At 27.5% G+C, this 21,884-nt stretch carries 24 protein-coding genes and 1 riboswitch; of the genes, 5 read left to right on the forward strand and 19 right to left on the reverse strand.

The features are described from left to right. Positions 1 to 15: 15 nt before the first annotated feature. A complete protein-coding gene (locus BN899_RS06955) occupies positions 16 to 1,599 on the reverse strand; it encodes an endonuclease MutS2 (protein WP_330362486.1) in 1,584 nt (527 codons plus the stop codon). Beyond that, positions 1,589 to 1,915 (reverse strand): hypothetical protein, encoded by a 327-nt coding sequence (locus tag BN899_RS20440; protein ID WP_330362487.1) that lies wholly within the window; start codon positions 1,913 to 1,915, stop codon positions 1,589 to 1,591. Before BN899_RS20440 ends, BN899_RS06955 begins: the two co-directional genes overlap by 11 nt. Positions 1,916 to 2,249: 334 nt before the next feature. Between BN899_RS20440 and BN899_RS06960 the strand changes: the two genes are divergently transcribed. Together BN899_RS06960 and BN899_RS06965 are read left to right on the forward strand one after the other, a co-directional pair. Beyond that, entirely contained in the window at positions 2,250 to 2,609 is a 360-nt protein-coding gene (locus BN899_RS06960; protein WP_042274090.1) for a hypothetical protein, read from the forward strand. A gap of 110 nt (positions 2,610 to 2,719) precedes the next feature. Continuing rightward, on the forward strand, positions 2,720 to 3,892 hold the full coding sequence (locus BN899_RS06965; protein WP_042274093.1) for an iron-containing alcohol dehydrogenase: 1,173 nt from the start codon (positions 2,720 to 2,722) through the stop codon (positions 3,890 to 3,892). Positions 3,893 to 3,932: 40 nt separating this feature from the next. On the opposite strand, the gene BN899_RS06970 is transcribed toward BN899_RS06965, so the two are convergent. The 11 genes from BN899_RS06970 to BN899_RS07010 all read right to left on the reverse strand — a co-directional run bounded on the left by BN899_RS06970 (position 3,933) and on the right by BN899_RS07010 (position 13,530). Beyond that, a complete protein-coding gene (locus BN899_RS06970; protein ID WP_052356709.1) occupies positions 3,933 to 4,355 on the reverse strand; it encodes a DUF134 domain-containing protein in 423 nt (140 codons plus the stop codon). Positions 4,356 to 4,443: 88 nt separating this feature from the next. Further along, positions 4,444 to 4,929 carry an asparagine synthase C-terminal domain-containing protein gene (locus tag BN899_RS20445; protein WP_330362488.1) on the reverse strand — a complete coding sequence of 162 codons (486 nt, stop codon included), beginning with the start codon at positions 4,927 to 4,929 and terminating at the stop codon, positions 4,444 to 4,446. Positions 4,930 to 4,937: 8 nt separating this feature from the next. After that, on the reverse strand, positions 4,938 to 6,287 hold the full coding sequence (gene asnB, locus BN899_RS06975; RefSeq protein WP_330362489.1) for an asparagine synthase (glutamine-hydrolyzing): 1,350 nt from the start codon (positions 6,285 to 6,287) through the stop codon (positions 4,938 to 4,940). Positions 6,288 to 6,409: 122 nt separating this feature from the next. Beyond that, the gene (locus BN899_RS19690; RefSeq protein ID WP_242824111.1) at positions 6,410 to 6,598 is read right to left on the reverse strand and encodes a LysM peptidoglycan-binding domain-containing protein; all 189 of its coding nucleotides are present in this window, start codon (positions 6,596 to 6,598) and stop codon (positions 6,410 to 6,412) included. 110 nt (positions 6,599 to 6,708) lie between these two features. Next, complete coding sequence (locus tag BN899_RS06980) at positions 6,709 to 7,746, reverse strand: GH25 family lysozyme (protein WP_052356711.1); 1,038 nt, start codon at positions 7,744 to 7,746, stop codon at positions 6,709 to 6,711. Positions 7,747 to 7,910: 164 nt separating this feature from the next. Then, positions 7,911 to 9,449, reverse strand: coding sequence for a glycerol kinase GlpK (gene glpK / locus BN899_RS06985; RefSeq protein WP_042274094.1), 1,539 nt, complete (start codon positions 9,447 to 9,449; stop codon positions 7,911 to 7,913). A 90-nt stretch (positions 9,450 to 9,539) separates the two neighbouring features. Next, a complete protein-coding gene (locus BN899_RS06990; RefSeq protein ID WP_071162440.1) occupies positions 9,540 to 10,337 on the reverse strand; it encodes an MIP/aquaporin family protein in 798 nt (265 codons plus the stop codon). A 215-nt stretch (positions 10,338 to 10,552) separates the two neighbouring features. Beyond that, entirely contained in the window at positions 10,553 to 11,104 is a 552-nt protein-coding gene (locus tag BN899_RS06995) for a glycerol-3-phosphate responsive antiterminator (protein ID WP_042274124.1), read from the reverse strand. A 288-nt stretch (positions 11,105 to 11,392) separates the two neighbouring features. After that, the gene (msrB, locus tag BN899_RS07000) at positions 11,393 to 12,343 is read right to left on the reverse strand and encodes a peptide-methionine (R)-S-oxide reductase MsrB (protein WP_042274097.1); all 951 of its coding nucleotides are present in this window, start codon (positions 12,341 to 12,343) and stop codon (positions 11,393 to 11,395) included. Positions 12,344 to 12,398: 55 nt separating this feature from the next. Further along, the gene (locus BN899_RS07005) at positions 12,399 to 13,028 is read right to left on the reverse strand and encodes an HAD family hydrolase (RefSeq protein ID WP_042274098.1); all 630 of its coding nucleotides are present in this window, start codon (positions 13,026 to 13,028) and stop codon (positions 12,399 to 12,401) included. A 112-nt stretch (positions 13,029 to 13,140) separates the two neighbouring features. Next, the gene (locus tag BN899_RS07010) at positions 13,141 to 13,530 is read right to left on the reverse strand and encodes a hypothetical protein (RefSeq protein ID WP_042274100.1); all 390 of its coding nucleotides are present in this window, start codon (positions 13,528 to 13,530) and stop codon (positions 13,141 to 13,143) included. 260 nt (positions 13,531 to 13,790) lie between these two features. Here BN899_RS07010 and BN899_RS07015 point away from each other — a divergent pair, with 260 nt between their 5' ends. Further along, positions 13,791 to 14,339, forward strand: coding sequence for a peptidylprolyl isomerase (locus BN899_RS07015; protein ID WP_334291364.1), 549 nt, complete (start codon positions 13,791 to 13,793; stop codon positions 14,337 to 14,339). Between the two features lie 40 nt (positions 14,340 to 14,379). Here the strand turns inward: BN899_RS07015 and add are convergent, their stop codons facing one another. Then, positions 14,380 to 15,366 (reverse strand): adenosine deaminase, encoded by a 987-nt coding sequence (add, locus tag BN899_RS07020; protein ID WP_042274104.1) that lies wholly within the window; start codon positions 15,364 to 15,366, stop codon positions 14,380 to 14,382. A 101-nt stretch (positions 15,367 to 15,467) separates the two neighbouring features. Further along, a riboswitch (purine riboswitch) is annotated at positions 15,468 to 15,567 on the reverse strand. Positions 15,568 to 15,813: 246 nt separating this feature from the next. On the opposite strand from add, the gene BN899_RS07025 reads away from it, so the two are divergent. Then, a complete protein-coding gene (locus BN899_RS07025) occupies positions 15,814 to 17,058 on the forward strand; it encodes a serine hydroxymethyltransferase (RefSeq protein WP_042274105.1) in 1,245 nt (414 codons plus the stop codon). 130 nt (positions 17,059 to 17,188) lie between these two features. Here the strand turns inward: BN899_RS07025 and BN899_RS07030 are convergent, their stop codons facing one another. The 5 genes from BN899_RS07030 to BN899_RS07050 form a co-directional block, all read right to left on the reverse strand. Continuing rightward, positions 17,189 to 18,061 carry a MurR/RpiR family transcriptional regulator gene (locus tag BN899_RS07030; RefSeq protein WP_042274107.1) on the reverse strand — a complete coding sequence of 291 codons (873 nt, stop codon included), beginning with the start codon at positions 18,059 to 18,061 and terminating at the stop codon, positions 17,189 to 17,191. A 125-nt stretch (positions 18,062 to 18,186) separates the two neighbouring features. Continuing rightward, on the reverse strand, positions 18,187 to 18,483 hold the full coding sequence (locus BN899_RS07035) for a 2-oxoacid:acceptor oxidoreductase family protein (RefSeq protein WP_081712192.1): 297 nt from the start codon (positions 18,481 to 18,483) through the stop codon (positions 18,187 to 18,189). Between the two features lie 48 nt (positions 18,484 to 18,531). Then, entirely contained in the window at positions 18,532 to 19,113 is a 582-nt protein-coding gene (locus tag BN899_RS07040; RefSeq protein ID WP_042274111.1) for a tRNA (mnm(5)s(2)U34)-methyltransferase, read from the reverse strand. 9 nt (positions 19,114 to 19,122) lie between these two features. After that, positions 19,123 to 19,839 carry a pseudouridine synthase gene (locus BN899_RS07045; protein WP_042274113.1) on the reverse strand — a complete coding sequence of 239 codons (717 nt, stop codon included), beginning with the start codon at positions 19,837 to 19,839 and terminating at the stop codon, positions 19,123 to 19,125. Between the two features lie 203 nt (positions 19,840 to 20,042). Continuing rightward, the gene (locus BN899_RS07050) at positions 20,043 to 20,405 is read right to left on the reverse strand and encodes a hypothetical protein (protein ID WP_042274116.1); all 363 of its coding nucleotides are present in this window, start codon (positions 20,403 to 20,405) and stop codon (positions 20,043 to 20,045) included. A 338-nt stretch (positions 20,406 to 20,743) separates the two neighbouring features. Between BN899_RS07050 and BN899_RS07055 the strand changes: the two genes are divergently transcribed. Further along, on the forward strand, positions 20,744 to 21,838 hold the full coding sequence (locus tag BN899_RS07055) for an AI-2E family transporter (protein ID WP_042274117.1): 1,095 nt from the start codon (positions 20,744 to 20,746) through the stop codon (positions 21,836 to 21,838). Positions 21,839 to 21,884: the final 46 nt, after the last annotated feature.

The following is a 21,884-nucleotide window of genomic DNA, read 5'->3' on the forward strand; positions in this document are numbered from 1 at the left end:
TAGCTTTTTATATTATTATCTATTTTGCCTTATTTCTTTTTGAATTTGCTTTAAGACTTTTTTAGACCCTCTTTTTATGTCTTTTTCCAGTTTTCTATCTCTATAATCAATAAATAAACTATCCATATCATACCCTTGTGGATATAATTGATTTGCTTTTATATGAAGCTTGATTTTCTTTACATTTACTTCTAAAAATGTGTCTTTATACAATACTTGTACATTATTGAATTTATCAACTGGCTTATAAATTATTGCAAAATCGTCTTTATCTAATAATTTTACACTATCACCTACATCATATACAGGTATTTCTTTTATAATTTCATCAACCTCTTTTGATACAGATATTTTATTTTCTTTAATTAAATCAAAATTATAGTTCTTATCACTTATATAATTTTTAGCTCTACTTAATACCTTATCTTTTATTCCCATCTTTTTAGATATAAATAATGCATTACTATCTTCACTACTTCCAATAATTAATTTATAAAGAGGCTCTAATGTATTTTTATCAAACATCATCCCAGCATTTTCAAAATGAGGATGAAGAGATGCGAACTTTTTAATTTCTCCATAATGAGTTGATGCAACAGTTATACACCCCATTTGGTAAAACTCTTCAAGTATTGATATAGCAAGTCCAGCTCCTTCATTTGGCTCAGTTCCACTTCCTATTTCATCAAATATTAAAAGAGTTGATTTATTACTATCATTCATAATATCTGCAATATTTTTTATATGAGAAGAAAATGTACTTAATGAATTTTCTATACTTTGATTGTCTCCAATATCTACAAATATATTTTCAAAGATACTCATTTCAGTACCTTCTTTTGCACATATATCAAGCCCTAAACTAGTCATAAGACTAAGTAGTCCTACTGTCTTTAATGAAATAGTTTTTCCTCCTGCATTAGGACCTGTTATTACTAGAGATCTATAATCTTTTCCTATTTCAAAATTAAGAGGTATAACATCACCTTTTAAAAGCGGATGTTTTCCATCTATTATTTTAATATATCCTATATCATTTACCTTTGGTGTAATTGCTTTATTATTTAGACTATATTTAGCTTTAGCAAAAACCATATCATATTCTGATACTATCTCCATATTTAGCTTTATCATCATTATTTTCTCAAATATAAGTTCTGTCAAATATGATAAAATTTTATATTCTTCTATGGCTTCTTCACTCTTTAATGAAATTAGTTCTAAACTAAATTTTGAAACACTAGAAGGTTCAATAAATACAGTACTTCCTTTTGATGAAGTATCAAGAATGGCTCCATCAACTTCATTTTTGTACGAAGATTTAATAGGTATAACATATCTATCATCTCTTTTACTTATTATAAACTCTTGTATATACTTTTTATTTGAACTTGATGTTAAAAACTTATTGAGCCTCTCTTTTATCTTTGCCTCTGAAGCTTCTATGTTTCTTCTAATCTTTTTTAACTCCTTAGATGCATTAGAATCTACTTTATTGTTTTTTATACAGTAGCTAATCTCATGTTCTATAGTTTCACATTCAGTTATATTTAATGAATATGAACTTAATGTAGGTGCGTAAAACTCTTTATCTGCCATAAATGATTTTATTTTTGAGCAACCTCTTAAAAAAATCTTCTATATGAATTAATTCACTAGGTTCTAGTATCATTCCCTTATCAACTTTATCTATAATTGGCGTTATATTAAATAACCCTTCTAAAGGTATATGATTACTGTTTTCTAATACTTTTCTACTTTCTTCATTTTCTTTTAATCTTCTTTTTACTACATTAATATTTTTACTTGGACTTAGTTTGTCTATAAGTTCTTTTCCAAGCGAACTTACACAGTATATTTTTATTAGCTCTTTTAACTCGTTTAGTTGTAATTTTTCAAATGTATTTTGATTCATTTTTATTCTCCTTTATTTATAAATGTGCAGTCTCTATAATTTACACAACTTAATAAATAAGGACTTTTATTTGTTTATATAAACTCCTTATTTATTAAGAAGTTTACCTACGAGCTCAGAGTAACTAGTTTTTTTCATAAAACACACTCCTTTTTAATTTCAAATCTTTATATATTATTTCATAGTTTTAAAACTAGTTCAATAAAAATATTTATATTATTAATCTTTTTATATTTAAACCTAAAACTTCCTATTAATTTTTACTATTTATAGTATAATAATATTAACATTTTTATACTATAATAGATGTAATTTAATAGAAAAAGGTGAATTTATGGATTTATTACAATTTGATGATTTAAGTTTATTTAAAAGTATTGCTCTTGATGAAGAAACTTTAATGATTCACAGTAAGTGTGGAAAGTATAGTTTTTATATCAACTTTAAAGATGAAATTAGAGGTGTTGATTATTATGAGTTAGCTATAGCCACAGAAGACTCAGTTGGTTTTATAAATAAATCAGGAAATGCTAGTGTTATAAAAAAAGTAGTACTAGACACACTAGCTAACAAAAAAGGTGATAATTTAGTAGATGATAAAAAAAAATCTATACCTAATAAAACTTCTAAATCTGTCAAATCTAACTCTAATCAAAATAACTCTATATATAATAAAAGAAGAAGGAATAAATAATATTCCTTCTTCTTTTATTATATATCTATATACTTTTAAATTTTTTATTAATAAATTATACTAATAATATAATTTATTAATATAATACTTACTACGATAAAGGAGAAAAAATGAATAATTTTGAATGGAGTTTTGAGACTAAAGTAATATTTGGTAAATACAATGAAAATAAAGTTGGTAATGAATGTATAAAATATGGGAATAGAGTATTAATTGTAAGAAGTAATGGTAATCATATTGAATCATCCGGACTTATGGATAAAGTCAGAGAATCTTTAGTTAATAATAATATAGAGTTCTGTGAATTATCTGGTATAGTTCCAAACCCTACAATAGACAAAGTAAGAGAAGGAGTTAAAATTTGTTTAGATAAAAATATCGATTTAGTTCTTGCAATTGGTGGTGGTAGTATTATAGATACTGCTAAAGCTATATCTGCAGGCGTTTATTATAATGGAGATGTTTGGGATTTATTTACTCAAAATATACAAATAAATAAAGTACTTCCCTTAGGAGTAATACCAACTATAGCTGCATCAGGTAGCGAAGGAAGTATCGGTGCTGTTATTACTAATCCTGAAACTAATTCTAAATTTGATATTTTAAGCCCATTGCTTAGACCAAAGTTTGCTATATTAAATCCTGAATTAACATTAACTTTATCTAAGTATCATACTTTTTGTGGTGTAGTAGATATATTATCTCATGCTATGGAAAGATATTTTACTAATACAGAAAATGTGGAACTTACTGATAGGCTAGGTGCAGCTCTTATGAAAACTGTTATTAATAATGGATTAATTTTAGTAAATGATTCAACTAACTACAATGCTAGAGCTGAGATAATGTGGGCATCAACATTAGCTCACAATGGATTACTAGATACTGGTAGAAATAGCTGCTGGGCTTCCCATATGATAGCTACTGAACTAAGTGCTCATTATAATGCAATTCATGGTGCAACTTTATCAGTTATAATACCTGCTTGGATGGAGTATGTTTATAAATATGATTTAAAGCGTTTTGCTATTTTTGCTAGTGAAGTATTTAATGTTGAGTATGATGAAAATAATTTAGACTTAACTGCAAAACAAGGTATTTATGAAATAAAAAAATTCTTTAGTAAATTAAATATGCCTATAACTATGAGAGACCTTGGTATAGATGATGATTCATTATTTGATAAAATGTCTATTCAAGCTACACGTTTTGGAAATATAGGATGTATAAAATTATTAGATACTAATGATGTAAAAAATATATTTAATATTGCTTATAAATAAAAGTAAGAAGTAGCTAGAATTAGCTACTTCTTATTTTTATTTATAAATTTATGTTGTTTTTTATAAACCCAGCTTCTTCACTAGTCATTACTTTAGCTGAGAAACATAATGGACATATTATATCTTCTTTTTCATAGTTTATAGTATAAACATTACCACATGTAGCACATCTAAAGGTACAAAGCGTTGTGATTATATCTTCAGGCCTTATTTCCTTTTCATCTTTTACAATAATGGAAGTTCCATTTATTAAAGCCTCTATTATTTTTTTCCTAGCAGATTTTAATAATCCTTCAAACTCTTTAGAACTTATATTCATTTCTTTTGAACTATTTTTATCATTTAAATTTTTCACATCTTTTAGTATTAGTGCCTTTAATTCTAATGGACTTATTTCTATACCCTTAAAGTCCTTTTCATCTAGTTCACTTGAAACAAAATAATTTAATACTTTTGTTTCCATAATATACTCCCCCTAAATAATTGCTTATCTAATAATAGTATATGTTAAATATAAAAGGAATTGATAAAGTTAGCAATTCCTTTTATATTTAGTCTATTTCAAGTTTTACATTATATTCATTTAACCAAGTATCTAGTTGAACTAAATACGCCATTACTTGTGGACCTGTCATTAATTGCCCAAACCAAGGCTTTGTAAATGACTCTCCATCTGTATTTATAATATTTTCAATTTCATGTTTATCTATTATTTCTAGTATTCTTGCATTTTTATTACTTATTATATTTTTCAGCATATTTTTAACAGTTTGTGTGTATATTGGATGATGTGTTTTTGGATAAGAGCTTTTCTTTCTATCTATTATTTCATCTGGAAGTAATGTTCTCATTGCTTCTCTTAATAGTCCTTTTTCTCTTCCATTTAATAATTTCATATCATAAGGTATATTGTATGCATATTCAACCAATCTTTTATCTGCAAAAGGTACTCTAACCTCTAGGCTGTTTGCCATAGTCATCCTGTCTTTTCTATTTAATAAAGTTACCATAAACCATTTAATATTTAAATAATACATTTCCCTCATTAGTGAATCTTCTTTAGACTCCCTGCTAATTTATCAACATTTTTTAAGCTATCACTACAAACTTGTTTTACATATTCTTCTATAGGTAAATCTTTTAATTGTTTTGATAATAATTTTTTTCTATGACCTACTGAGTCCGCCCATGGAAATATTTCTAAATTATCAATTTTTTTAGTGTACCAAGGATATCCTCCGAAGATTTCATCTGCACATTCACCTGATAGTGCAACTGTTGCATATTTTCTTACCTCTTTAGCAAATAAATAAAGTGATGAATCAATATCTGCCATTAAAGGTAACTCTGCTGCTTTAGTTGCCTGTATCAAATACGTTGCTAATTCTTCGTTATCTAAAACTATATTATGATGCTCACTTTTTATATAATCAACCATTTTACCTATCCAGTGAGAATCTGAATTTGGTTGGAATATATTAGATTTAAAATATTTTTCATTTTCACTATAATCAACAGAGAAAGTACTTAATGGATCTTTATTATTTCTTTTAAAAGCACTTGCTGTTACCATCGATATAAAACTTGAATCTAGTCCTCCTGATAAAAAAGTACATACAGGAACATCGCTTACTAATTGACCTTCAATTGCATCCACCAATAAATCTCTTAGATGATGTGTAGTTTGTTCTAAGTTTTGTTCATGTTCCTTCGCTTCTAGTTTCCAATATTCGTTTAAATAAACTCCGTTTTTATTAAATTTTAAATAATTAGCAGGTGCAACTTCCTTTATATCTTTAAATATAGCTCCACCAAGTTTTCTTTGAGGATCTAAAGACATAAGCTCAAGTAATCCTTCTTTATTTACTATAGGTTCTATACTTGGATGTTTTAATATAGATTTTATTTCGGAACCAAATATTATAGAATTCTCTTTTAGTGCATAAAATAATGGTTTAACTCCAAGTGGGTCTCTTGCTAAAAATAACTCTTGGTTATACTCATCCCAAACCCCAAAAGCATATATACCATTAATATAATCTACACATTTTTCTTTATACTCGATAAAACATGCCAATAAAACTTCTGTATCTGAATATGATATAAACCTATAACCCTTTTTAATTAAATCATTTCTAACTTCTTCTGTATTATATAACTCCCCATTATATACTATTGTATATTTTTTATTTCCGATAGTTTTACTCATAGGTTGAAGACCTCCAGTTGGATCAACTATTGATAATCTTCTATGACCTAAAATAGCATGATTATAAGACTCAATCCCAGATGAATCCGGCCCTCTAAATGTTAAAGTATCCCTCATATCTATTACAATATTGCTATAATCTTTTATATTTCCTTTTAAGTTTACCCAGCCAACGATTCCACACATATTCACACCACTTTCTATTTATATTTGTACAATTAAAATCTATGAAAATTTTTTATAAATAGTGTTAATTAGCATTTAAAAATATAATAAAAAGCTACCCTTAAAATAAAGGTAGCCTTCTATTATATTTTTAAAACTTGTCCTGGATAAATTAGATTTGGATTTGGTATATCATTTAATATAACCAATTCATCTACTGTCACATTAAATTTTTTAGCTATGCCACTTAGAGTATCTCCTGATTTAACCACATATATCCCTCTAAAATTATTACCCTTTGGTGATTGTCCTGAAGATAGTATTTTTAGCACTTGACCAGGATATATTAAGTTCGGATTTGATATTCCATTTAACTTAACTAGTTCATCAACTGTTGTGTGAAATCTTTTAGCTATAAAAGTTAAGTTATCACCTGGTTGAACTATATAAGTGTTAAGGTGTTGTTTTGGAGATGCTGATGAATATTTTTTTCTGAATTTGTTGGTATTTTTAGGATTTGGCCTGCATAAATAAGATTTGGATTTTGAATACCATTTAAATTTACCAGTTCATTAACGGTAGTATTAAATTTTTTAGCTATTGAAGTTAATGTGTCTCCTGACTGAACTATATAAGTTTGATTAAATACCTCTTTTTTAGTAATCGTAGGTATCGAACTATATATTTTTAAGGTTTGACCAGGATATATTAAGTTAGGATTTAAAATATCATTTACTAATGCTATTTTTTCATATGTTGTATTAAACTTTTCAGCTATTGAACTTAGCGTATTCCCTGGCTGAACTACATAGTATATAACATGACTATGTTTAGAGCTAGTTTTTATATCTCCTGGTAAGTTTAATCTGCTCTCTAATAGCATTTCATCAGTAAAATTATCTAAATCTGTATTTGCACTTATACCAGGTATATTTCCTGTATCTGAGTATTGCCATCCTGCGTAACTATCTCCCCATATTAGATTACTAGAAGGATAGTCTACTCCGTACTCTGCAATCCATAGTGGGTAATTTCCGAGGCCAGACTCTGGGTTTAGCTTTGTTTGTGCAAAATTTGTATATGTGTATATAGCTACATCTAAACCACTTATATCTTTTACTGCTTCTAGAAACTCTATTGCTTGATTTGATAACTCATAATTACTTAGTCCACCAGTTTCTTCTAAATCTAAAACTAGTCTAGCATCAGGAGTTAATCCACCTAATGCATTTACAAAGTATTGTGCTTGTTCATTTGGAGTTGGGGAAAATCCTGGATTGAAAAAGTGATAAAATCCTACCTTAAGGCCATTTTCTTTGGCTCCATTATAAAATTCATGAAGGTATGGGTCTATATAATAAGTCCCCTCAGTAGCTTGAATATATACTATCTCAACTCCGCTACTAGCTACCTGAGAAAAGTCAATATTTCCTGACCAGTTACTTATATCTATACCCTTTATTGTATTTAATTCTGACATTATATTTTACTCCTTTCTATATAGTTAAGTAGATAAATTACTACTTTGTATTATTATATTGTTTTTTGTCTAAAAATGTTCTTTGCCCTGAATTTACTCATAAAAAAGAGCCTTCTGATACACTGTATAGAAGACTCTCTTATCTAATATTTAATTTTAATAATTTATCCTTTTATTTCTGCTAACTCTTTTTCAAATTCTTCATCTTCTTTTGCCCACTCTAAAGATCTTTGTACTGCTCTTTTCCATCCTTTATATAAGATTTTTCTTTTATCCTCACTCATATTAGGAGCGAATTCTTGGTCTATAATCCATGAATTTTTTATATCATCTTTGTTTTCATAAAAACCTACTGCAAGTCCTGCTAAATATGCAGCTCCTAAAGCAGTTGTTTCAACAATTTTAGGTCTATTTATATTTACATCTAATATGTCTGATTGGAACTGCATTAGGAAGTCATTAGCACTTGCTCCACCATCAACTTTAAGACCTTTTAGTTTTATACCTGAATCCTCTTGCATTGCTTCTAATATGTCTTTTACTTGATATGCTATGGATTCTAAAGTAGCTCTAACTAAGTGTTCTCTATTAGCTCCACGAGTAAGGCCCATTACAGAACCTCTAGCGTACATATCCCAATAAGGAGCTCCAAGGCCTGCAAATGCTGGAACAACATATACACCATTAGTATCTTCTACAGACTTTGCATAAAATTCACTTTGTTTTGCATTATATAGTATCTTAAGCTCATCTCTTAACCACTGTATAGCTGCTCCTGCTATAAATATACTTCCTTCTAAAGCATATTCAACTTTTCCATCCACTCCCCATGCTATAGTAGTTAATAGTCCATTTTTAGATTCAACCATTTTTTCGCCGGTATTTATTAACATGAAACATCCTGTTCCATAAGTATTTTTAGCACTACCTTCCTCAAAACATGTTTGCCCAAATAACGCTGATTGTTGGTCTCCTGCACATCCTGATATAGGGATTTGAGCTCCTGCAAGCATTGCTTCATCAGTATATCCATATATACAACTTGAAGGTTTAACTTCTGGAAGCATTGATTTTGGTATATCTAATAATTCAAGTATTTCATCATCCCATTTTAATTCTTTTATATTATAAAGCATAGTTCTAGCAGCATTTGAATAGTCCGTTACATGTACCTTTCCACGAGTTAAGTTCCATATTAGCCAAGTATCTATCGTACCAAATAGTAAATCACCATTCTCTGCTTTTTCTCTAGCCCCTTCTACATTATCTAATATCCATTTTATTTTTGTTCCTGAAAAATATGCATCTATTAAAAGACCTGTTTTTTCTTTTATTTTAGTATCGTATCCTTCTTTTTTTAGTTTATCACATATTGCTGACGTTCTTCTACATTGCCATACTATTGCGTTATATACTGGTTTACCTGTGTGTTTATCCCAGACTACAGTAGTCTCTCTTTGATTTGTTATACCAATAGCAGCTACTTCCTCCGGTCTTATAGAATTAGTTTCTATAACTTCTCTCATTACACCACTTTGGCTTCCCCATATTTCCATTGCATTATGCTCTACCCAACCTGGCTTTGGATAATACTGAGTAAATTCCTTTTGAGATGATGATACTATATTTCCTTCTTTATCAAATAAAATAGCTCTTGAACTAGTCGTACCTTGGTCTAGAGACATTATATATTTCTTTTCCATTTTTATTCCTCCAATTTTACTATTTAAAATTTAATTATATTTTTCAATTTATTATTATAATTTTAATATATATTAATAATTTTTACTAATTTATTTTGCTTCTTGTGTTATTTCTTCTGCTTCCATGTATCTTTTTATCCCTTTATCGAATACAAAACCTGCCAGTAATCCACCTACTATAGGACCTACTATAGGAACCCAGAAGTACATATTTTGACCCAATGCATTAGTTCCCCATCCTGCTATCATTGCAAATAACTTTGGCCCAAAATCTCTAGCTGGGTTCATAGCAAATCCTGTTAAAACTCCGAAACTTGCACCTATTATAGCGATAGTTAATCCTATCATTACTGGAGCTAAGTTAGCTAGTGGCTTATTATTGTTTTTAGCTTCTCCTACTGCCAATATTACCATTACTAAAAACATAGTTATTATGATTTCTGTAAGTAAAGCTGTGAATATACTGATTTCTGAATGAGGATATGTAGAAAAAATTCTTGCTGTAGCTAAACCATCTATACTTGATCTAACTATATTATTTGATGCTTCAAAAGATAAAAATAAATTTTTAAATAGTAAATATACTGTAGCTGCTCCTAAAAAACATCCAGCTATTTGAGATACTATATAAGGTATAACCTTTTTCTTTGGAAAATCTCTGTAAACCATTAAAGCAATTGTAACTGCTGGGTTTATATGAGTTCCTGATACTGCACCTGTAATATAAATTGCCATAGTAACCGCTAAGCCCCAAATAATACTTATTTCCCATTGAGATATACTTGCTCCGCTTAGTATAAGTGACGCAACACTTCCGCATCCTATGAAAATTAGCATCCATGATCCAATAAACTCTGAAATGCATTCCCCTGTCAAGGTCTTTTTCATTTTAATTTCCCCCTTAATTTTTAATATCATTAAAATGAAGTGGACAAAAAAACAGAGAGAGCCTCTATTTCAATAGTATGGCTCTCTCTTCTCTCGCCCAGTGTTAAGTTAATTAAATCTTATCATGAAAACATTTTCCAGTCAATTAAAAACATCGTTAGATAAATATCAAACATATTTTTTTGTTTTAAAATAAAAAACATGGGTATTTTAGATCACCAAATTTCGATTTTGCTTGTTGATACTGCCATCGCTCCGCAAGATAATACTTTAATTATCTCTTCCTTCTTGTCTATAAGCCCACCACATATTATAGGCATATTAGGATATTCTTTACTCATTCTTTTTATAACTTTTGGTAGTATTCCCGGCATAATTTCTATAGCCTGTGGTTTTACCTTTTTTAAGCTCTCAATTGCATTTTCTAAAGATATAGAATCTATAAAGAAAAATCTTTGAACTACATTTAAATCTAATTCGATAGCTCTCTTAACGATATTTGTTTTAGTTGTTATTATACCATCTAAATTTAATTCATTTTTTACATAATCTACTGTTATTGGACTAGATGATACACCTGTTATCATATCTATATGGACAAAAACTTTTTTTCCATGTTTTTGTAAAAATTTTACTTTTTTTCTAAGTGTAAGTATATCCCCATTTAACAAAAATACAATGTCACAATCTGATTTTATAACTTGATTAAGTTCTAAATCATTTTTTATAGCTCCTATTATAGGATTTATTTCTAATAACTCTCTCATTTTATCCCTCCAAAAATTTTCTATTATTAAGTTTATTTCTATGTAGTTTATATTTTTACTTATATTATGAAATATATCACAAAAAATATATATATAAACAGTATACACCTTATATAATACTTTCTCAATTTTTATAGACAATAAAAAATAGACTACATATAATATTTTGTAGTCTATTTTATAGATCATAATTTTACCATTTTAAAACTTATTTTTTGTCTGCTATAGTTTAGTTATTTTAATATAAAAAGAGGATATATGTATAAGAAACAAATATTAAATTGTTTTTTATACTTTGTCTAAATAATCTCCATATCCTTCTTCATCCATTTTATCTACAGGAATAAATCTAAGTGATGCAGAGTTTATGCAGTATCTAAGGCCGCCTAACTCTTTTGGTCCATCATCAAATACATGACCTAAATGAGAATTTGATTTATTACTTCTGACCTCTACCCTGTGCATTCCGTGAGAAAAATCAAATTTTTCCTCTAAAGAATTATCATCAACAGGCTTTGTAAAACTTGGCCACCCACAACCTGAGTCAAACTTATCTTTAGATGAAAATAGTACTTCCCCACTTACAATATCTACATATATTCCTTTTTCTTTGTTATTATAGTATTCATTTTGAAATGGCGGTTCTGTTTTATTATTTTGTGTTACTTCAAATTGCATAGGAGTTAAAATCTTCCTTAGTTCGTTCTTGTTATATTTACTCTCAGACCAATTGTTATTTATAAAGTCATATCTCCCTGAACCTTTATAGTACATATCATAATGAAGTGGATTTTTCTTATAATAATTTTGATGATAATCTTCAGCTTCATAAAACACACCAGCTTGAACTATTTGTGTTGCAATTTTTTTATTGAATTTATTGCTTTTTTCTAATTTTTCTCTAGATTCAATTGCAAGTTCTCTCTGAATATCATCGTGATAGAATATAACTGTCTTATACTTATGACCTCTATCATTAAATTGACCATATTCATCGGTTGGGTCTATTTGTTTCCAAAATATATCTAAAAGTTCATTATAGCTTATTAAAGACTCATCATATGTAATTTGAATAGCTTCTATATGGCCTGTAGTATCTGTACAAACTTGTTCATATGTTGGATTTTTGGTATGGCCCCCAGTATATCCAGATACAACTTTTAATACTCCATTATATTTGTCAAACGGTTTTACCATACACCAAAAACATCCTCCTGCAAATGTGGCAAGTTTATTCATAATATCAACTCCTTCAAGAAATTTATATTTTATTTATTCCCTAAAGAAGTGCGTATTAATCTATTATTAATTTTAATAAATCACTAGGATTTTTCAAATTTATATCTGCATTTATATCTTTAGGATTTTTAGCTCCCCAAAGTGCAAGGCCAAAATCCATATTACACGACTTTGCACACTTATAATCATATAATGAATCTCCTATATATATAGCGTCCTCTGGATTAATTTTTAGTTTTTCTATTACTTTTTCAAGAGGTTCAGGATGAGGTTTATGGTTCATTGTATCATCTTCTAATATTACTGCACTCATATATTCGTGCAATCCCGTTGGCATAAAATCTATATCATATTGGGCTTTATTTTTAGAGCTAACAATTCCACAAAGTATATTATTTGAATATATATCCTTTATTACGCAATCTATATTATCGAATAATGTAGCTCCTTCTTCGTATTCATTTACATATTTTACCCATTTATTATATGAAGACTCTATATCTTCAAACCCTAATTTTTCTAATGTTTTTTTTCCTGGTAAAGCTAAAGCAAAAAGTAAATCTTCATAATTCATATCAATATTTTTTTCTTCTTTTATTAATTGTTTAAGTGGAATCAAATTCATTTTTTCTGTATTTAGTATTGTTCCGTCTATATCAAATATAATACTTTTATATTTTTTCATATAAAATCCCCCATTTAATATTGCTATTTTAAAATATCATAACTATTTTACATAATATATTGTATATTAATATAATTTATAATTCTATACATTATAGTTTTACGTTTATAATTTACTCAAATAAATTATATCTAGAAAGTTTTATTCTAAGTTCCTCGCCTTGTTTTACAGTTATAATTTTATCTCTTACCATATTATCTAGTGTAGCCAGTTTAAGAGCTCTTTTTTGCCTTTCACACTTTTCTGATGGTGATTCTATTTCATCACTTACCATTTGTTGTCTTAAATAACTCCCTATATTTGATACATCTTTATTGCTAAGAATATCTTTTTTTCTTAACTCTTCAATGCATGATTTCCATATAAATTGTGCATTTTCAACTTTCTTTCTTTCAACTGTATATTGATACTCCATCATGGGCTCTTTTGCAATTATTATACCTACATTAAAATTCGAAATAAATATTGCACATATTAGTATAAGTATACATTCTTTTTTCATGATAATACCTCCATAAATAATATTATTACATATATTATGTGTAATAGGTATAATAGTCATTCTTTACTAAGATATAAAACCTACAACAATTAAGAGTATGCTCTCTTATAGATTTTTAAATTTAAATATTTATGATATAATTAGTCCATAAATTAACAAAAGGATGGTATAACAAAATGGTAAAAAAAATAAGGAAAATACTTCTATGTGCTTTACTTGTCTCATCTGTATCATTAGCTGGATGTGCTAAAGAGGAGCCTATGGTAGATGAAGTTAGAACACCTCCAAAAGAACTTCCAATAGCTAAAATTTCAATAAAGGATTATGGAACTATTGAAGCAGAGCTTTATCCTCATATCGCACCTAACACTGTAAATAATTTTATTTCTTTAGCAAATAGTGGATTTTATAATGGACTTACATTGCATAGAATAGTGAAAGATTTTGTACTTCAAGGTGGATGCCCTGAGGGAACAGGGATGGGAGGTCCTGGATATAGCATAAAAGGAGAATTTACAAATAATAACTTTAAAAATGATTTAAAACATACTGAAGGTGTTTTATCTATGGCTAGAAGCCAAAATAATGATAGTGCTGGTAGCCAATTCTTTATAGTTACTAAAGATGCGCCTAACTTAGATGGTGATTATGCTGGTTTTGGTAAGGTTATAAGTGGTATGGATGTTGTAAAAAAACTTGAAAGTGTTGAGGTTGGAAATAATGATAAACCTGAGAAAGAGATAATAATAGAATCTATAAAAGTAGATACTAAAGGTATTAATTACAAAGACCCCGAAAAATTAAAATAATATAAAAATACTGTAGTAACTATAAGTTACTACAGTATTTTTATATTAGCGTCTTTAGCCATTGTTTAGTTTTTTCATCTGCAAATGTTGATTCTACAGTATATAAATAAATATCTTTATATTTATCTTTAACTTCTAAGTTATTAAACATTAAATCTATTTCATTACTTAAATCTATATTTGATACAGTTCTATTATCCGTATTTATAGTTGTTTTTATATCATCTTTGAAAAAATCATAAAATGGATATTCTTCTATACTCTCAATTGCTTTTGTTTGTATATTACTTGTAGGACACATCTCAAGTGTAACTCCCTTTTCTTTAACTAAGTCATAAGCTTCTTTCATATCTTTTATTCTTACACCATGACCAATTCTTTTCGCCCCTAATATATTAATTGAATCAATTACATTTTTTGCACTGGCAGCTTCTCCCGCATGTATTGTAATGTTGTATCCATATTCCCTTGCTAAATCTGTAATTTTTCTAAATTCATTTGCAAACCCCTCTTTTTCAGGTCCGCATAAATCAATTGCTACAACACCTTTATTTAAAAACTTAAGGCCTGCATTTACAACTTCTATTCCATCTTCTTCGCTCATTATTCTCATACAACCTAAAATTAAATTACCTTTTATATCATAGGCGTTTTCTGCCTTTTTAATTCCATTTAAAACACTTTGTATTATATCACTCAGATTAAGTCCTTTTTTTGTATGAAGTTGAGGCGCAAATCTAACTTCTATATACTTAATGTTTTCTTTTGCTGCGTCTTCTAATAACTCAAATGCAACTCTTTCTAGTGCATAACTTGATTGCATAACGTCATTAGGAAGCTCAAATCTTTTAAGGTATTCATTTAGTGACGTACAATCCTTTGGTACTTGTATGAGTTCTTTAATTATATCTCTATTAAATGAAGGTATTTTTATATTCTCTTTTTTTGCTATGTCTATTATTGTATTAACTCTAACGCTTCCATCTAGATGACAGTGTAGGTCTATTTTCGGTAATTTTTTTATCATAATTTTGCCCCCTTTTTATTTAAATATTATTAGTTTATTTTTACTTTATTATGTTTTTTTGTATAAAAAAAATTCTCGACTACAAAGAAATATTGTATATTTTATATACAATATTTCTTCGTAATCAAGAATTATCGGTTCTTGGTAGAGACCCCTAAACCATATTATTAGGGTTATACGAAATATTTATTTTTATAGATTTTACACTCTTTTATTTAATATGTCAACATATAAAATAAATAAATACTGTTTACTCACCTGATAGAAACAAATTAAATTATTAATATATATTTAATAATTTTCAATATAATCTTTATTTGTTCGATATGTATTAGCCGATTAATTAAAATTAATATTATATTTTACGACATTATTTGAAAAATTTAGTTTTAAGATAAATGAAACGGATATAAATATTAATATATTTAACAGCGAAAGGGTGATCAAATGTTTGAAAATTTAAGAGACTTTGATAAAGAAATATATGAAAGTATGAAAAAAGAATTAGAAAGGCAACAAAGAAACATAGAATTAATAGCTTCAGAAAATATAGTTTCAGTTCCTGTTATGGAGACTATGGGAAGCCATTTAACAAATAAATATGCTGAAGGTTATTCTGGTAAAAGATATTATGGTGGATGTAATCATATAGATGAAATAGAAACTATAGCAATAGAAAGGCTTAAGAAATTATTTAATGCAGAGCATGCAAATGTACAACCACATTCTGGCGCAAATGCTAATATGGGCGTCTATTTTGCTATATTAAGTCCTGGAGATAAAGTCATGGGAATGAACTTATCTCAAGGTGGACACTTAACTCATGGATCGCCTGTAAACATATCAGGTAAATATTTTGATTTTTATGAGTATGGAGTTAGTAAAAATGATGGATTAATCGATTACAATGAAGTAAGAAAAATAGCTCATGAAGTTAAGCCTAAATTAATAGTTGCAGGAGCCAGTGCTTATTCTAGAGAAATAGATTTTAAGAGATTTAAGGAGATAGCAGACGAAGTAGGATCATTACTTATGGTAGATATGGCTCATATAGCTGGTCTTGTTGCAGCAGGTCTTCATCAAAATCCATGCGAATTTGCAGATTTTGTTACATCAACAACACATAAAACATTAAGAGGTCCTCGTGGTGGATTTATACTATGCAAAGAAAAATATGCTAATTTAATAGATAAAGCAATATTTCCAGGAATACAAGGTGGGCCTCTTGAACATATAATAGCTTCAAAAGCTGTAGCTTTTAAAGAAGCTTTAAGTCCTGAATTTAAAAATTATCAAAATCAAGTTATTAAAAATGCTAAAGCTTTATCTAAAGAACTAATAAATAGAAAAATTAATCTTGTTAGTGGAGGAACTGATAACCATCTTATACTTATAGATTTAACTAATAAAAATATAACAGGAAAAGAAGCTGAAAAAATACTAGATGAAGCTTATCTGACAGTTAATAAAAATACAATTCCATTTGATCCTAACGGACCATTTATAACTAGTGGAATAAGAATAGGAACTCCATCAATTACTACAAGGGGTATGAAGGAAGAAGATATGATTTTAATAGCAGAAGCTATAGACTTATGTATAACTCAAAGAAACGTAGATTTAGCTAAGGATTTAGTCCTTAAATTAACTAAAAAGTACCCCCTATATGAAGAAAATAAATTAATGAAATAATAAACTAATATAAAAAGGATGACAAAACTTTAAGTTCGTCATCCTTTTTATATTAGTTTATATTAAATACATTTAAATAATCACTAAATGCTGTTATATTCTAGTAATGTACTTATATAAATAAATCATTTTATTCATATACAGAGTATTTCTCCCAAATTTGTTCTAAATCATCAAAACATTTTTTTATATCTTCTTTTTCCTTCATTCCAACTGAAATTATAAGAGCATTAGCTATACTCAAAGCAGGTACTAATGAGTCAACAAATGACGCCATATTACTTTTTACTAAAAGTGTGTTATCCGCAAGTGATGCTACTGGAGCGAACAAACTATCTGTTAATGATATTATGTGTGCTCCTTTATCTTTTGCATAACTTACTATTTGATAAGATTTTTTAGAATATCTTGGGAAACTTATAGCAAGTAATACATCCCCTTCTCCAACTCTTACTACTTGCTCAAATGCATCCCCCATATCCATTCTAATTATTTGGACATTATCAAGAATTATGTTTAAATAAAATCCTAGGTACTGAGCAATTGCAAAAGAACTTCTCATACCTAATATATATATTTTTTTTGCTTTTAATAATTGTTTTGCTGATTCTTCAAAAGCTTTTTTATCTATGTCTTCTAATGTAGTTCTTATATTATCTATATCGCTTTTTAAAACTTTGTTAAGTATTACTGAGTCATCACTATATTCTTTAGCCATTTCGACTCTTTGTACTGTAGTTAATTTATTTTTTATAAGCTCTTGAAGTGCAGCTTGTAACTTTGGGTATCCAGAGTAGCCTAATGTATTTGCAAATCTTACAACTGTAGATTCACTAACTCCAACTGTATCACCTAATTTGCAAGCTGTCATAAATGCAACCTTATCATAATTTGCTAATATATACTTAGCTATAAGTTTTTGTCCTTTACTAAATCTCGGATATTGAGATTGTATACTAGATATCAATTGCTTACTATCTTTTAAGCCTTTCGTACCGTCCATAAATTTCTCCTTTTATTAATATAACTATTTGATATTACTATTTTGAAAAAGTCTAATTCCTTTTTCAAAAGCAGTTATATTTAGTTCTTCTGTTCCTTTTGGGACTCTTTTCATTATTGATTTTTTTATACTTTCTTTATCTCTTTTATTATTCCACTAATTACCCCCAGTGCCACCATGTTAGCTGCTATATTACTTCCAACTGCTTCTTTCGAAGACTCTATTATAGGAATTTTGTAAAATTTAGGATTATCGATATATTCTACCTTTATACTGCTATCAGCTATTATTATACCATCTTTGTCTACATCTTTTAAGTACTCATTTAAAGATTTTTCTATTAAACACACTAAAATATTAGGATTTATAGTTTTAGGAAAATTTATTTCTTCACTGATTATTATTATCTGTTTTTTCCGTATTTATTTTATTTAAAATTACATCAAAAAGCCATGCTTAAAGCATGGCCTTTAATACTCTTTTTTCTTTTCTATTAAAACCAATTGAGGAGGATTGTTTATTTGATTTATGAAACCACACTCTAATACATTAAATTCACTCTGATCTAGCGATTTAACAAATTCATATACACTATTTTTTTCTTCCATTCCTCCCGGATGTCCTGTATAAATTGCAATACTTATTATTCCATGCGGTTTTAATAGTTTTAAACTATGCTTAATAGCTTTTATTGTTGTATTTGGCTTTGTTATAATCATATGCTCACATCTTGGCAAATATCCCAAATTAAATAAAACACATGAGACTTCTCCTTCAATGTACTTGACCATATTTTCATGACCATCTAATATTAATTTTACTCTATCTTCTAAGTTTTCTTTTACTAGTTTCTTTTGTGTAGATTTGATAGCATCCTCTTGTATGTCAAAACTATATACAAAACCACTTTTTCCAACTTTTTGTGCTAGGTACTTTGTATCATATCCATTTCCCATAGTTGCATCTACTACAATATCTCCTTCATTGACTACTTGTTCTAAATACAATTTATTTATATCTGTGACTTTAGTTAAATATTTAGCTTTTATCATAATACACCTCTATTTTATTGCTTTTAAATACTCTATTTCTTCAGTAGTCAAATGTCTATATTTTCCGATTTCAGTTCCTTTTAGAGTAATTTTTCCCATAGCTGCTCTTTTTAGTCTTTGAACTGGATGGTCTATCGCTTTGCACATTTTCCTAACTTGTCTGTTTCTTCCTTCATGTATCTTTATTTCACATATAGAATAATTTTTTTCTTCATTTTTATCTATTATTCTTATTTTAGCAGGAGCTGTTTTATAATCTTCTATGTATAAACCATCTTCAAACTGTTTCATTTTTTCAGCAGAAGGTATACCTTTAACTCTTGCAACATAAGTTTTAGCAACTTCATGCTTTGGATGAGTTAATTTGTAAGTTAAATCTCCATCATTAGTAAGAATTAAAAGTCCACTAGTTTCATAGTCAAGCCTTCCTATAGGATAAATTCTTTCACTAATATCAGTTACTAAATCTAATACACTTGGTCTATCAAATTGATCTTTAACAGTAGTTATGTAACCCTCAGGTTTGTTTAAGACTATGTATATATAATTTTTATTTAATCCTATTTTTTTTTCGTCTATTTCTACTAGGTCATTTTTTTCATCTACATTAAATGACAGTTCTTCAACAATTTTACCATTAACCTTTACTCTTCTTTCAAGTATTATTTCTTCAGCTTTTCTTCTTGATGCAACACCACAAGATGCTATGTATTTATTAATTCTCATAATTCCACCTTCTTCTATAAAACTTATTTTGTCCTATTAATATAAGTAATTTATTTTTATAAACTTACGTGAGTTCTAACCTTTTTATTTTATATCTATAAAGAGTATATGTAAATGATAATTTTATATAAGTATATTAAATCTTTAGATAATTAAACAAATTAAAAAGAACTCTATAAAAGAGTTCTTTTGTATTCTTCTTCTTAAAAAAATATATTCATATCATAGTTAGATATGTAGTCTCCAATATCACATAAATTGCTATGTAAATGATGGTATGCTTTCGGATAGTTTTGATTTATATAAGCTTTACTTAATCCTTGCTTATAAATCCTATATAAAGAATTTTCTTTAATGTATTTATCTACAGAATCTTTGTTATAGTAAGAATACTCAGCTTTTAAATATTTTCTTAGTTCTTTAAGTATTTGCATGGCTTCTATTTTATTACCTTCTGAATATAATTTAACACCTTCATCAGCCTTTTTAGCATAGTATTTAGCACGTTGACTCATTTCTTCTTTTGTTATTGTCCTCTTATCAAATTCTAAAACTATATTCTCCATCTAAGCTTCCCTCCTTAAGATTATAATACTATTTTTTAAAAGATTTTTTTAGTATTTATACAAAAATTTCATTTTAGATTTTTATAAATCATTTTGATAATAAATCTTAAAATATAAACTAAATATTTAATATTTAAATTGGAAATAATATACTACATTACAACTATAAATCATATAAAATAGTAGCAATTACTTTATTCACTATCAGCAGTTTTATTTGTTAAAAGTTATTTAAATATATATTTTGATTTTAAATACTTTACATATAATCAAATTACTATTTTTTGCTAAATTTTATATATAGTTTAAATTAATTAACATTATAAATAGGAGGTATTATGATTTCAAAGGAAAATATAAAATACTGTATATTCATAGCTTTTATATCAATTCTTATTTATAAAGCAATTGATGCTCCAATGAAATTTATTTCTGGAATCAGCGGTTTGATATCATTTTTCAGCCCATTTTTGCTAGGAATACTATTTTCACTGCTAATAAATCCTATGATGATGTTTTTTGAAAAAAATCTAAAATCACATAGATTATTAAATATTCTTATATCATATATAATAGTTTTTCTTTTAATTATTATAGGATTTAAGCTTATAATTCCATCCATAATTGATACACTAAATACTTTAATACAAGAAATACCTAATTATATAACTATGCTAAATGATTTTTTAAATAGACATATGTCTGAAGCAAAGGTGTTAGAACTTGCTATACCTCATATTCAAAATAATTTAAATACTATACTTCAAAAATTACTTGATATATTTTCACGAATATCCTCAGATTTAATAGTTTATATATTTACTATAACATCGGTATTATTCAATATAATAATGGGTGTAATTTTATCTATATATATGTTATATGATAAGGAAAAAATAGGTAGAGGACTTAAAAAAATCCTTTACGCTTCAGTGCCTAAAGTAAGAGCTGATGAAACTGTAGAGTTTTTCAAAATATCTAATGATATTTTTTATAACTATATAATAGGAAAAATAATAGACTCTCTTATAATCGGTGTACTTGCATTTATTGGATTTAAGTTTATATTAAAAATTGAAAATGTTTTATTTTTATCATTTATAATATTCTTAACAAATATAATACCTTATTTTGGCCCATTTATTGGCGCAGTACCTCCAATACTCATGACTTTAGCATATGATCCTGTAAAAGCTTTTTGGGTTTTTGTTTTTATACTAATACTTCAACAACTCGATGGAAATCTTATTGGACCTAAAGTTATGGGTGACCAAATTGGACTTAGTGCTCTTTGGATAATTTCGGCAGTCTTAATTGGAGGTTCCTTATTTGGCCTTATTGGTGTATTTTTAGCTGTTCCATTAGCTGCGGTTATAAAAATTTCAATAGATAAATATGTTAATAAAAGAATTGATTTTAAGGATTCAAATTAAATCTTATCCCGCTTATAAATTAATACATCTATTATAATAAAAAAAA

The organism is Faecalimicrobium dakarense (assembly GCF_000499525.1).
GTDB classification, from domain to species: Bacteria; Bacillota; Clostridia; order Peptostreptococcales; family Peptostreptococcaceae; genus Faecalimicrobium; species Faecalimicrobium dakarense.